This window comes from Latilactobacillus parafuchuensis (assembly GCF_055271665.1).
This window is the reverse complement of the sequence record NZ_CM143875.1, coordinates 2,219,536-2,233,044: the sequence shown is the minus strand read 5'-3', so window position 1 is coordinate 2,233,044 and position 13,509 is coordinate 2,219,536. Positions and strand designations below refer to the sequence as shown.

Sequence of the window (13,509 nt, the reverse complement as noted above, 5' to 3'; positions counted from 1 at the left end):
TTCAGATTAATGAACCGGTCTTTTTTGATTAGTTACTAAATATTAAATTAATTAGTTAAAGGAGTGTTAAAAATGACACAAGAAAATAAGCATTCGATGAATATAGTTGAGGCAATCGTAATTCTGATTGTAATGCTCAGTATTTTAGGCATATTAATTATCAAATTTCAAATTACACCACATATTCCAATATTGATGGTTTTTACATTGCTTATGTTTTACGGTAAGATTCGTGGTTATTCTTGGGATGAAATTCATGATGGCATTGTTGAAGGCATTAAACCAGGCATCATTCCAATTATTATTTTTTTATTAATTGGGGTATTAGTCGCTACTTGGATTGCTGCTGGGACTATCCCAACAATCATGGTCTATGGATTTAAGATCATTTCAATCAAATATTTTTTGCCAACCACTTTTATATTATGCGCACTTGTCGGCATTACTGTCGGAAGTTCTTTTACCACCATTTCAACAATTGGGATTGCACTATTGGGGATTAGTCATATATTAGGCTTTTCTTCAGCGTTGACGGCGGGCGCAATTGTATCAGGTGCATTTTTAGGGAATAACTTATCACCACTTTCAGATACCACTAATTTGGCTTCTGGTTTAGCTAAAGTTGATTTATATGAGCATATTAAAAGCATGCTACAAACTGCACTACCGTCAGCAGCCATTACTTTTATTTTTTATTTAGTGGTTGGGGGTGGCGCTAAAGATGGGGCTATGGCAAGCATTCAAAGCATGTCTCATATTTTACAAAGTAATTTTGACATTTCATTTTGGAGTATATTGCCAGTATTAGTACTATTCATATTCGCGTGGTTTAAAATCCCAGCAATCCCTTCACTATTAACTAGTTCGTTAGTATCGGTTTGTGTGACACTTTTGAGAGGGGTACAACAACTAACGCTAAAGGAAATTTGCGATATGTTAATGAGTGGCTACGTCTCACAAACTGGTAATAAGCAAATTGATGGTTTGTTATCACGTGGTGGGATAGAAAGCATGCTTGGTTCAGCTGCACTAATTATTTTGGCTTTAGCGCTCGGGGGACTGTTGATTAAATTTCAGGTTATTACAACTTTAATTAATCAAATTCAAACATTTGTTAATACGCCAGGTAAGTTAATTATGATGACGATTTTTAGTTCCGTTGGGATTAATTTTTTGGTGGGCGAACAATATCTATCTATTATTTTACCAGGTGAAACATTTAAATCTGCGTACGATAAAATCGGATTAGATCGTAAATATTTAAGTCGGACGTTATCGGCAGGTGGTTCAGCAGTCAATTCATTGGTACCATGGGGCGTTAGCGGTATTTTTATTTCTGGAACACTAGGCATAAATCCACTCGAATATGTTAAATTTGCAACTTATTCATATATTGAACCGTTGATGACTATTTTAATTGGTTTTACAGTAGTCAGTTGGCACTATTATAAAAAAGCTAAATAGTTCGTTATGTTTAATAATAAGCAATCAGTCGATTGACTATATTTTATTTTCTGAAAATAGCGTATAATAATCAAGATTGAATTTTATTAAAATGAAAGAAAGTGACTAAATGGCATTAAGCTACGCAGATAATCCGAAGGTTCAAAAGAATCGTTGGTGGATTCTGACCGCCGTGGGCTTGTTTACATTCATGGCAACTTTAGATGGTAGTATCGTTAATATCGCGCTACCAGTGATGAGTAAAGATTTAAAAATTCCGATGAACCAATCTGAATGGATCGTCTCGATCTACCTGATTGTCATCTGTTCCTTATTACTATTATTTGGTAAGGTTGGCGATGCTTTTGGCAAAGTCAAAGTCTTTAAGATTGGGACCGTCTTGTTTGTTTTTGGATCATTATTATGTGGTTTCAATAGTGGTTTAACCGTTCTGTTGATTGCGCGGGCGATTCAAGCGCTAGGCGCGTCAATGACGATGAGCAATAATAACGGGATTATCACCGAAGTTTTCCCGATTAAAGAACGGGGACGGGCACTAGGCTTAACCGGATCGTTCGTCGCGTTAGGCAGTATTGCTGGCCCCGGAATTGGTGGTTTAATCTTGTCCCACTTTAGTTGGGGTTATATTTTCTGGATTAACGTGCCGATAGGGATTTTAACGATTATCTTTGGTCAATTTGTTTTACCTAAAGATATTATTAAAACCCATGAGAAGATTGATTATTTTGGATTCGCTGGTTTTGCATTATTAATTGTCAGCTTATTCTTAGGCGTTTTCATTGGTCAACAAGTTGGGTTTACTCAACCGGGTGTCTTAGCGTTATTCGCACTTGCGATTATCAGTGCGGCAGCCTTTGTCTGGATTGAAAACCATGTTGAAAAGCCGTTGTTATCATTCCGTTTATTTAAGAATATTGATTTCAGTTTAAGTTTATTATGTGCTTTTCTAATTTTCATCGTGACGTTCTTCTTCAACGTGATTGCACCATTCTATCTTGAAAATGCACGTGGGTTCGAACCGAGTACCGCGGGCTATATCCTGATGATTTTCCCAATTGTCCAAGTGATTGCCGCACCGATTGCCGGCACGATTTCGGATAAAATTGGTCCAGAATTATTAACTTTTGTTGGGCTAGTTTTGATTTGTATCAGTCAAATCGGTTATATGACGATGAGCTTACAAACGCCAGTCTGGTTGTTCATGTTCTTCGTCGGGCTCGTTGGTTTAGGCAATGGGATCTTCCAAGCACCCAATAATACGATTGTTATGAGTTCCGTCGATGTCAAAGACTTAGGGATTGCCGGCGGAATCAACGCCTTAGCGCGAAACCTCGGTATGATTTTCGGGATTTCATGTGCCACGACCGTTTTATTCTCAGCAATGAGTCGTGAATACGGTCATAAAGTGACGACTTATTTACCAGGACATGCGGACGTCTTCATCGCTGGGATGCACGATGCCTTTATGGTTGCCTTAGTGATTTGCTTAGTGGCGACTGCATTAACGGGTTGGCGTCTCTTGAAACACCGTCAACAAGCTAAAGCGACGCGTTAGAATAGCGTTATCAGCTAAATCAAAAATGGCCTCATCCAAAGTCGGATGAGGCCATTTTTAGTTGACGCGCACCATAACTCATCAATATCCGTCCAAATCAAAAGAATCAGACTATCCTTGGTTCGGGATAATCTGATTTTTCAACTTGGTACTCAATTGATAACCGAGTTCTGGTGTAGCTTAGTTTCTCATTCATTTAATTAACGTTCTTAGGACCGTTATTGTGAGTCATTTGATCCGTTTGACCTTGTGTATAGGCCAGTAGGTGATCGCGTAAATCATTTTCCATGTGGTTTAATTCTTTTTCAGCGACCTGGCGTTTTTCATGACCTTCTTGTTGGATTTTCAAGGTTTCTTGGAGGGTTTCAACTAAATCATTTTGCGTCTTCTGAAGGGTTTCAATGTCGACGACGCCGCGTTCATTTTCCTTGGCGGTTTCAATTGAAGAAATCTTCAACATGGCACTGTTTTTCTTCAAAAGATCATTAGTGGTTTCAGAAACTTGGCGTTGCGCAGTGACCGCGTCTTTTTGACGCAAAAGGGTTAAGGCAATCGCCACCTGGTTTTTCCAAAGTGGAATGGCTGTATTGATTGACGCTTGAATTTTTTCAGCCAAGGCTTGATTGGTATTTTGAATTAAACGAATTTGGGGTGCTTGTTGTAACGTGATTTGGCGGGCTAATTCTAAATCATAAGTCCGTTTTTCTAACCGATTCTTGAATTGATTTAAATCATTGACTTCTTGGACGATCATTTGATTGTTATCATTTTCGGCTTTAGCCATCGCAACCGGGATCTCGGTTGTTTCGAGGGCTTCAATCTTTAATTGCGCAGCAGCGATATAGATGTTTAAGGCGTCAAAATAGGCTTTATTTTTATCGTATAGGGTTTCTAAAGTCGTATTATCGCGCATCAAGGCATTTTTTTCTTTATCAAGTTTAACCGCAATCCCATCAATTTGGGCGCCAATTTTTTGGTACTTCGCGGTAATTTCATAAACTGATTTCTTAATCTTACCAAACATGCGCTTGAAGACGTTGTGGTCTTCAGCGCGTAATTCATCAGGATCGGCTTCGTTTAAGCGATACATCAATGACGTCAGTGCGTCACCAATTTCACCGGTTTCTTGGCTTTGAACTTGATTGAGCATTGTTTGTGAAAATTCGCCTAATTTTTTCTGGGCGTGAGCGCCATAGTTTAAAACGGCTTGTTGATCGGTGCTATCGAGTTGTTCCGCCATTTGTTGGGCTTGTTGTTGTTGTTCAGGTGATAGCTTGGCTAGGAGTTCTTCACCATTGGCTTTTGGTTGATTGGCTTGCGTTGTGGTGGGAGTGTTTTGATCAAATGGATCGTTTAGTAAATCGGCCATTAAATCCGTTTGTTGGTTAGTCGTTTCGGTCATCGTTTTGCTCCTTAGTTAATTGTTGATTAGCGACGGATACTTCTGTGTCGAGATCTTCTAGATCATCGGCCACAAATTCAGTATAGTCGGTTTGAATTTGTTGACTTAAAGCAGCAATTGCTTCAGCGGATTTATCGAGAACGGCATAGGTATCGGCCGTCTTAACGTCGTGTTGGCTAATTTCGATAAATTTACGACTCAGTTCGGTTAATGAGGGTAGATGCCGGTATAAAAAGTCGCTGGCGTTGTGCAATTTTTGCGGTTCTTTGACGATGGCTTTAAAAAGCGCTTGGGTCGTTTTAACCGTGTCGTGGTTTAAGTCGATGGCGCGTAATTTAGGGAGTGCTTGTAGATTAGTAGCGACTTCTTTGACTTGACCTTCAGCCAGTTGCATCGTTTCACGGAAAAAATTAATCTCTTCGTTGCTCATACCAGCCGCTTGGTAGTGGGCTAACATGTTATCCGAAATTTTTTGTTGAATCTTAGGTTGGCGATTTCGAAGTAATTGGCGATAACTTAAGAAAATATAGCCAAACGCCATCAAAGTACCAAGTACTAGCCACATTGGGTTATTCGGGATATCGAAATAGTTGAATATTCCAAAAAAGAGCCATGTGGTGGCCACGAAGACTAAAAAACTAATAAGCCATATTTTTAATTGTTTAAGCATTTTCTTCAGCTCCTACGTTCATATTGTTGATTTCATTCTAACAGTAATCGGCACAAAAGAGTATCCGCCTAAGGATGGATATTTAAATCCGTCTTAGTTGTTAACTTTAGTTTAGAAGGGTGCGACGTTTTCCAAAAGCGCGTATAATAAACGAGACATCATTCCAAGCAAGGTGGTTATCCAAATGACGTATACTGAAAAAGTCTTATCTGAAGAATCGATTTTTAAAGGACAAATCATTGATTTGGCGGTCCAACAAGTAGAACTGCCCAATGGTCAAACGGCGCGGCGTGAAATTGTCTATCACAATGGCGCGGTCGGAATCATTCCGATTACCGCTGACGGGCGTTTAATCGTTGTGCGACAATGGCGGGCGCCCATGCAACGGGAGACGTTAGAAATTCCTGCGGGTAAGATTGATTTGGGTGAAACCCAACTTGAATCTGTCGCGTTGCGGGAATTAAATGAAGAAACAGGTATGACGACCACCGCCTTAAAAGGCGTCGCTAAGTTTTTTTCATCACCTGGTTTTTCGAACGAATTGATGACGTTGTTTTACGCCGATCAACTAACGCCGGTAGTTCATAAACGGCCGCTTGATGCGGATGAATTTTTAAATGTTGAAAAATTAACGTTGGCAGAAGCACAAGCGGCCGTTGCCAGCGGGTTAATCTGCGATGCTAAAACGATTATGGCGCTCTATTATTGGCAACTACAAACGAATTAGGAGTAGATAGCGATGACACAAGAACCTAAGACGCGCGAAGCTTATCGGCAACAAAAAGAAGCTGAGGACCAAGCGTTTAAACAACGTGATCAAGAACGACTCAAAACGGAACGTGATTATTCACGCGAAAAACAAAAAGCCGCTTTTAAAGCCGTCACCGAAGAAGAAGAAGAACCGACCACTCGTCGGGGGAAAAAAGTTGATTTGCCAGCGGTTAAACGTTTAAAAAAACGTTTAAATTGGGCAATCATCATCACGATTTTATTGATTATTATCGTTTACTTGATTCTTTTTTTCCTATAAAATAGTAATGGTTAAGAAATGGAGTGAACTAAAATGAAAATTAGTGTTATTTGTGCAATGGAAGAAGAAATGCGGACATTGCTCGCTAAATTAGAAGACGTCACCAATCATGAAGTTGCTGGCAATACCTTTTATAAAGGGCATCTGTATGGTCATGAAGTGACATTGGTCGAATCAGGGATTGGTAAAGTTCAAGCCGGGATGACGACCGCCATTTTATTGGCTGAAGAACAACCTGACGTAGTGATTAATACCGGTTCAGCTGGTGGGATTGGTGCGGGCCTTAAAGTCGGCGATGTCGTAATTTCGAATCAAGTTGCGTATCATGACGCGGATGCAACGGCGTTTGGTTACCTGTTAGGTCAATTACCCCAACAACCACAAAAATTTGACGCGGACGTTAATTACGTTGAAAAGATTGCAGCGGCAGCAACTGCCGTTGACCTTCCCTCAAAAGTGGGCTTAATCGTGACGGGTGATCAATTTGTGGCGAGTCAAGATAAGATTGCCCAAATTAAAAAAATCTATCCTGAAGCCCTTTCTTGCGAAATGGAAGGCGCAGCAATCGGTCAAGTGGCCACACAATTTAAGACGCCGTTTGTCGTGATTCGTGCGATGAGTGATGTTGGTGATGAAGATGCCGGTGTTACGTTTGACGAATTTATCATTCAAGCGGGCCAAAAGTCGGCCGCTATGCTATTAAATTTCTTAAAAAACATCTAATCTAAGGAGATCAACGATGGAAAAATTTTGCCAAAGTTGTGGGATGCCACTAACAACTGCCAATCAAGGCACTCAAAAAGACGGAACCGCTGCGCAACAATATTGTCAGCTGTGTTATCAAGCCGGTGAATGGACTGAACCGACTGCGACTTTTGAACAGATGTTAGCCAAAGGGATTGCCGGTATCCAAGCGGATTCAACCACCGGTCGCTTTAAAAAATGGTTTTTAGTTAAGAGCTATCCAATGATGTTGAAAAAAGTTAGTCGTTGGCAAGCCAAATAAATAATTAAAACGTTAAAATTAGCCGTTACAAGCTGATTTTAACGTTTTTTGATTGCATAAATAGGAGTGGGTCGCTACACTAGTTAATAAAGTCACTAACTGATGTGGAGGGTTCTCATGCAAAAAGCAATTCAAGATTATTGGCAACAATTTGTCACGCAACAACAATTATCAACACAACAACCCGTTCAAATCTACGCTTTTGGCGATAATCCAGCCATGGCTGACGAATTAGCCCAATTAGTGGTTAGCGGCCAAAAGACGGCGACGACTTCCGCAATCGCACTCTATACCAAGGATGAACCGGTGCCGCAGGTCGGCGATTACAACATTATTCTAGATGGACAGGATCAACCCGTGGCAATCACCCAAACCAGTCGGTGTGACATCGTTGATTATCAAGATGTGACTGAAGAACACGCCTATTTAGAAGGCGAAGGCAACCGGACGTTAGCGTATTGGCGTTCAGTTCACGAACCATTTTTCAAAGCGGAATACGAAGCGAGTCATCAGCTGTTTTCACCAACGATGCCTTGTTTATGTGAACAATTTATTCTGTTGAAAGCTTAAAAAGCGATGTTGGTCCTCGATTACGAAGTGCGCTATCTTAATTGATTAGGAATAAGCGTTCTAGCATCAAATTTTAAATAATCTATGCTAAGATATATAAGATACTTTTTAAAATGAGGCGAAAAAATTGGAACATATCTATTTAGACAACGCAGCAACCACTCCGATGGCCCCTGAGGTCATTCAAACGATGACCGACCAAATGGTCAACGATTTTGGGAATGCGTCGAGTACGCATTATTTTGGACGTCAGGCGCATACTGTTTTAGATAACAGTCGACATATTTTAGCGCAAAGCATTCAGGCTAAGGATAACGAAATTATTCTGACCAGTGGTGCGACAGAAAGTAATAACACCGCGATTTTAAAAACCGTGATGCAACGCGCTGGTGAAGGCAAACGCCTGATAACGACGGCGATTGAACACCATTCAGTTTTAAAACCAATGGCTTATTTAGAAACGCAAGGTTTTGACATCGTTTATCTACCAGTGAACGAACAAGGTGTGATTGATTTAGCGGATCTAAAAGCGGCTTTAACGCCAGACACGATCTTAGTGTCAATCATGATGGGTAACAATGAAGTCGGCAGTCATATGCCAATTCATGAAATTGGCCAATTGGTACATGAATCGAATGCTTGGTTCCATACAGATGCCACGCAGACCTATGGTTTATTGGACATCGACGTACAAGCAGATCAGATTGATTTCTTATCGGTCTCGGCGCATAAAATTAACGGGCCCAAGCAGATTGGATTCTTGTACGTCAATGACGCAATTCATTTGCCATCCTTATTATTGGGGGGCGAACAAGAAAAGAAACGCCGCGCTGGGACGGAAAATATTCCGGCAGTCGCTGGTTTCGCCAAGGCGGTTGAACTATTAACACCCGCGGTCAAGGCTGAACACCAGGCTCAATATACGGCCTTCAAGCAACAAGTTTTAGAGACGTTAAAGGCTAACCAGGTCGCTTTTGAAGTCAATGGTGGCTTAGGTGCGGATCGCGTTCAACACGTTTTGAATTTGTGGATTAAAGGCGTTTCGACTTATGTCTTACAAATGAACCTTGATTTAGCTGGTTTTGCCGTTTCCGGTGGCTCAGCTTGTACCGCTGGTGATTTGGAACCGTCACACGTGCTAATCGCGATGTATGGGAAAGAAAGTCCCCGTGTCGCCGAAAGTGTTCGAATCAGTTTTGGTAAGGATACGACGGCTGCGCAACTCGACGCCTTTTGTGCAACGTTAACTAAAATCGTTGAGAAGAATTTAGCAAAGCAACACGCTAAAGACTAGGCAGCGCTTACTAGCTTATGCTAAAATAGAACTTGAGAACGATTTAATGGAGGTTATTCAAATGGTTTTATTAAAAGAAGTAGCAACGGTTTTGGGCGATTCGACAACCTATCGATTAAATCCGGCCGTTAAGAAGTATACCTTACGGGATGTTGGGTTTGTGCCCACTAATAATGGCAATTTCCAATTGGAACGCCCATTAGATCCTAAATCACCGTTCAATGCAGCGATTAAACTAAAAATCACGATTGAAAAAGAACTAAAGACTTTTAAAATGTCAATTACGTCACCAGACGGGTTGCACGCGGTTGATATTTTTAAAAACGAACAAAATGCGGCAAATGTTGAACAATTTAATTTTATTATTCAACATCTAATTGACCGTGACATTTTAGTTAAATAATGAGTGTGTTGAGTTGCGGTTAGCAATTGAGCATTAACAAAAAATACCAGTTATCTTGAACTTAAGATAATTGGTATTTTAGGTTAAGCGGAAGTTGTCCGTTTCCTGAAACTGTTTACTTATGAAAAGTCAGTGTAATAATTTGAAAATTTTGCTGTGATTGTTATAATAGAGTTTACTGGAATTCACGACCTTCAACTCGTAGAAAACTAGAATCTATTTGAAATGATGGTGATATTGTGGAAGACCACAGTCATACACGTGTAGTCGTCGGCATGAGCGGCGGCGTGGATTCATCCGTTACAGCCCTCGTATTAAAGCAACAGGGGTACGATGTAATTGGTGTGTTCATGAAAAATTGGGACGATACGGATGAAAATGGTGTCTGTACCGCGACTGAAGATTATGAGGATGTCGCGAAAGTCGCGGCCAAAATTGGCATTCCTTATTATTCAGTCAACTTCGAAAAAGAATATTGGGACCGGGTGTTTGAATATTTCTTAGACGAATATAAACATGGTCGGACGCCTAATCCGGATGTCATGTGTAACAAAGAGGTTAAATTCAAAGCCTTCTTAGATTACGCGATGGAACTGGACGCCGATTTTATTGCGATGGGTCATTATGCCCAAATCGAGCGCGATGCTCAAGGGATTGCGCACATGTTGCGCGGTGGCGATAGCAATAAGGATCAAACTTATTTCTTGAGTGCGTTATCGCAAGATCAATTACAAAAAGCAATGTTCCCGATTGGCCATATGCAAAAATCAGAAGTTCGGTGTTTAGCTGAAGAAGCTGGTTTGGCAACGGCTAAAAAGAAGGATTCAATGGGGATTTGTTTTATCGGCGAACGGAATTTCAAGCAATTCTTAGGTGAATATTTACCCGCACAACCCGGTAAAATGTTGACCGTAGATGGTGTTGAAAAAGGCACCCATGATGGGTTGATGTATTATACAATCGGCCAACGTTCCGGTCTTGGTATCGGTGGCGGTGGTGAATCAAATGATCCTTGGTTTGTCGTGGGCAAGGATTTAGCCCAAAATGTTTTGTATGTCGGCCAAGGTTACCACAACCCGCTGTTGTATGCTGATAAGTTAGATGCTGCTAATATTTCTTGGATTACGCCAATTGATCACGGCACGGATTTCCACGTGAGCGCGAAGTTCCGTTATCGCCAACAAGACGTTGGTGTGACCGTCCACATGACTTCTGAAACGACCGCAACGGTGGTCTTTGACGAACCAGTGCGTGCGATTACACCGGGTCAAGCCGTTGTCTTCTACGATGGTGCGGAATGTCTAGGTGGCGGTACGATTGATATTGCTTACAAAAATGTTCAAATCGACAATCAAGTAGAAAGTACAGTTTTACAATATATCTAAATAAGTAGTGTGTTGAGTTTGCGGGTAGCAACTCAACAGCACGTTATTAATTGGACTAAAGCCTTTCAAGTTAATATAAGAATACGTACTAGAAAGAGTCTCACACCAGATTTCATCGGTGTGGGACTCTTTTTTGATTGAAAATGTCTGGCAGGTTACTTTTGTTTTGGAAACACCTCAATAGTAACGGAATGTGAAAGCGCTATTCTCTTGTGCTATAATGAAAAAAATAATATGACCAGTTGGGGGAAAAGATGAAATTAACTTTAACGAATGTGACTAAAAAGTTCGATCAACAAACCATTATTGATGACGCTTCTTTTACGTTTGAAAAAGGTAAAATATATGGTTTATTAGGGCGTAATGGTTCAGGGAAGACCACGCTCTTTAATTGTATTTCACGAAATATTCCGTTAGACGGCGGCCAAATTGCGTTTGATGAAGATGGCGTATTACGCCAGAATTATGAAAATACCGACGTTGGGTTTGTTTATGCAACCTCGCATTTGCCAGGTTTTTTAACGGGTTATGAGTTTGTTAAATTTTTCATCGAGGTCAATCAAGCCCGCATTCAAGGCATTCAAGATCCCAGTGTTTATTTGTTAGAGGCCGGGATTGAAGAAAAAGATCATCATCGTCTTTTAAGAGACTATTCGTATGGTATGCATAATAAAGTACAAATGCTAGTCACAATGATGGTTCATGCCGATGTTTTATTATTAGATGAACCGTTGACGTCGTTTGATGTCGTCGCCGCCCATGAAATGAAAAAATTGATTATCGCACAGAAAGAAAATTCAGTGGTTATTTTCTCGACGCATATTTTACAATTGGCCCAGGATTTATGTGATGATATTGTTCTTTTACACGACGGTAAATTAACTAGTATTTCAGCTGAACGAATTCATGATGCTAATTTTGAAGAGGAAATTATCGCTTTACTTTCAACAAATTCTGAAAAACAGCAAATGGTTTCAAAAACGGTTGTTCCAAATGAAGCAGGTGAGTAAATGGCAGAATTTATGCATCTCATTCAACTTTATAGCTTCATGCAGCGAATTCAGTTAACCCGTAAAATTAACGGTTTATTATATTACATACGCAAAATACCGCTCATTGGGAAACGGATTCCGGCAACCATTTTTCAATACTATGACATTAAGCACGGTTTATTCATTCTTGGCGCAATCGTATCGATTCTATTTAAATTACTATTGAAATTTATTTGGATTGGCGTCGGAGTTGGTATTATGATTCTGATTAAAAGTATCACTAATTTTAGCGGACTCAATGGCCCAATGGTTGCCGGACTCATTTTATGGTTTGGGGCTGTGCCTTTGTTATCGAGAGCAATCGAAGGCTTCATGCAATCATTTTATCAGTCTGAACTGGATTTTATTAACTATTTTCAGATTGCCCCTAGAGATGTGCTTTGCATGAAGACTTTTGTCGAACCACTAAGGGAAAGTTTATTTTATCTGCCTGTATTTGTCGTATCGGCGTTTATTCTTGGCAATTTTTGGATCGTACCTGTCGGATTATTAGGTTATTTAGGTTTTGCAGCCTTTTTCTTTTATCAGGCGCGACTTATTCGGATGCTTGCTAAGTGGCCGCGTTTCGTACTCTCAGGGTCTGTTTATGGGGCAATCATCGCAGCGCTTGGATTGATTTTATGGCAGAATTATTTTTCAATAATGTATCAAGTGCTCTTTAGTTTTTGGGGCTGTTTAGGGTTGCTACTATTCGTGGTTGGGGCCAGTTTATTATTGATTCATGATGATCAAGAAAGTTACAGTCGAGTGCTAATGCGTACGACTGGTTTATTTCCGGAATCCAAAAAAGCAAAACGTGAAACAAATGCCTATTTTGGAGAAGGCTTACGGATTCAAAAAGAACTGCAATTTATAGAAGGTGAAAAAAGTCAGCTGAAGGGGAATCACTATTTAAATGCACTTTTATTCACACGATATCGTGCGGCTTTAAATAAAAGTTTAAAGTGGCGCTTGTTATGGATTTTCGTGGGTGGTGTGGGTTTAACGATTCTAATGTATTTCTTACCGAAAAGTGCGGATAATGAAAAAATATTTATTAATCAGTTACCCGTATTATTTTTTTTGATGTATCTTTTAGGCTTTGGGAAAAAGATCGTTCAAATATTATTTATTAACTGTGATGCGGCATTATTGTTTTATCCGTTTTATCGTGAACCAAAAACAATTTTGCAAGGTTTCTATTATCGTTTTTGGAAGACTTTTTATTATAATGGGATTCTCTCAGTTAGTATTTTGGCGATGTTTTTACTGGTGAATATTGTTAATGGTTTCTTTTTAGGTGGGCTTTTCTTTGGGTTACTAATTTTCTTACTGGTCAGCCTGTCATTTTTATTGTCTTTTCATGAATTGTTTGTGTATTATATCTTACAGCCGTTTTCGAGTGATTTGGCGGTGGTTAATCCAGCCTACAAAATTATTAGTGGCGTTTTCTATTGGGTGGCTTACATGAGTCTTCAAATCAAATCATCGGGTCTGATTTATTGTCTGATTGTTTCCGTTGTTAGTTTAATTTATGTCGCCATTGGGGTCATCGTTATCTGGAAAAAAGCGCCCCAAACTTTTAAGTTCAAAGGATAGGATTGATTGTTGAAGGCCTCTTTGTTGACATTCGGAAACTATATAGCGTACAATACAATTATGCACAGATGTGTAATGATTCACAAACTAATAACATTAA

Annotated in this window: 14 protein-coding genes; 12 read left to right on the top strand and 2 right to left on the bottom strand. The window is 39.9% G+C overall.

From position 1 onward, the window contains the following. Positions 1 to 72 precede the first annotated feature (72 nt). Together nhaC and ACVPPQ_RS10980 are read left to right on the top strand one after the other, a co-directional pair. The gene (gene nhaC, locus ACVPPQ_RS10985; RefSeq protein WP_463494746.1) at positions 73 to 1,464 is read left to right on the top strand and encodes a Na+/H+ antiporter NhaC; all 1,392 of its coding nucleotides are present in this window, start codon (positions 73 to 75) and stop codon (positions 1,462 to 1,464) included. Between the two features lie 109 nt (positions 1,465 to 1,573). After that, on the top strand, positions 1,574 to 3,019 hold the full coding sequence (locus ACVPPQ_RS10980; protein WP_463494744.1) for an MFS transporter: 1,446 nt from the start codon (positions 1,574 to 1,576) through the stop codon (positions 3,017 to 3,019). 196 nt (positions 3,020 to 3,215) lie between these two features. Here the strand turns inward: ACVPPQ_RS10980 and ACVPPQ_RS10975 are convergent, their stop codons facing one another. Further along, positions 3,216 to 4,421, bottom strand: a complete 1,206-nt coding sequence (locus tag ACVPPQ_RS10975; RefSeq protein WP_463494742.1) for a toxic anion resistance protein — start codon at positions 4,419 to 4,421, stop codon at positions 3,216 to 3,218. After that, complete coding sequence (locus ACVPPQ_RS10970) at positions 4,405 to 5,091, bottom strand: 5-bromo-4-chloroindolyl phosphate hydrolysis family protein (protein WP_025082431.1); 687 nt, start codon at positions 5,089 to 5,091, stop codon at positions 4,405 to 4,407. The genes ACVPPQ_RS10975 and ACVPPQ_RS10970 overlap by 17 nt, the downstream gene beginning before the upstream one ends. Before the next feature lie 184 nt (positions 5,092 to 5,275). Here ACVPPQ_RS10970 and ACVPPQ_RS10965 point away from each other — a divergent pair, with 184 nt between their 5' ends. The 10 genes from ACVPPQ_RS10965 to ACVPPQ_RS10920 all read left to right on the top strand — a co-directional run bounded on the left by ACVPPQ_RS10965 (position 5,276) and on the right by ACVPPQ_RS10920 (position 13,409). Beyond that, positions 5,276 to 5,818 (top strand): NUDIX hydrolase, encoded by a 543-nt coding sequence (locus ACVPPQ_RS10965; protein WP_413476170.1) that lies wholly within the window; start codon positions 5,276 to 5,278, stop codon positions 5,816 to 5,818. A gap of 12 nt (positions 5,819 to 5,830) precedes the next feature. Next, the gene (locus ACVPPQ_RS10960) at positions 5,831 to 6,121 is read left to right on the top strand and encodes a hypothetical protein (protein ID WP_463494739.1); all 291 of its coding nucleotides are present in this window, start codon (positions 5,831 to 5,833) and stop codon (positions 6,119 to 6,121) included. Between the two features lie 33 nt (positions 6,122 to 6,154). Continuing rightward, positions 6,155 to 6,844 carry a 5'-methylthioadenosine/adenosylhomocysteine nucleosidase gene (locus ACVPPQ_RS10955; RefSeq protein ID WP_463494737.1) on the top strand — a complete coding sequence of 230 codons (690 nt, stop codon included), beginning with the start codon at positions 6,155 to 6,157 and terminating at the stop codon, positions 6,842 to 6,844. 16 nt (positions 6,845 to 6,860) lie between these two features. Continuing rightward, positions 6,861 to 7,127, top strand: a complete 267-nt coding sequence (locus ACVPPQ_RS10950; RefSeq protein WP_463494735.1) for a zinc ribbon domain-containing protein — start codon at positions 6,861 to 6,863, stop codon at positions 7,125 to 7,127. Between the two features lie 117 nt (positions 7,128 to 7,244). Then, the gene (locus ACVPPQ_RS10945; RefSeq protein ID WP_463494733.1) at positions 7,245 to 7,697 is read left to right on the top strand and encodes an ASCH domain-containing protein; all 453 of its coding nucleotides are present in this window, start codon (positions 7,245 to 7,247) and stop codon (positions 7,695 to 7,697) included. Between the two features lie 127 nt (positions 7,698 to 7,824). Next, positions 7,825 to 8,991 carry a cysteine desulfurase family protein gene (locus tag ACVPPQ_RS10940; protein WP_463494731.1) on the top strand — a complete coding sequence of 389 codons (1,167 nt, stop codon included), beginning with the start codon at positions 7,825 to 7,827 and terminating at the stop codon, positions 8,989 to 8,991. A gap of 61 nt (positions 8,992 to 9,052) precedes the next feature. Further along, positions 9,053 to 9,394 (top strand): DUF1831 domain-containing protein, encoded by a 342-nt coding sequence (locus ACVPPQ_RS10935; protein WP_463494729.1) that lies wholly within the window; start codon positions 9,053 to 9,055, stop codon positions 9,392 to 9,394. A gap of 275 nt (positions 9,395 to 9,669) precedes the next feature. Beyond that, positions 9,670 to 10,779, top strand: a complete 1,110-nt coding sequence (mnmA, locus tag ACVPPQ_RS10930; protein ID WP_463494727.1) for a tRNA 2-thiouridine(34) synthase MnmA — start codon at positions 9,670 to 9,672, stop codon at positions 10,777 to 10,779. Positions 10,780 to 11,033: 254 nt separating this feature from the next. Then, a complete protein-coding gene (locus ACVPPQ_RS10925) occupies positions 11,034 to 11,789 on the top strand; it encodes an ABC transporter ATP-binding protein (RefSeq protein WP_463494725.1) in 756 nt (251 codons plus the stop codon). After that, entirely contained in the window at positions 11,790 to 13,409 is a 1,620-nt protein-coding gene (locus ACVPPQ_RS10920; RefSeq protein ID WP_463494723.1) for a hypothetical protein, read from the top strand. Positions 13,410 to 13,509 lie beyond the last annotated feature (100 nt).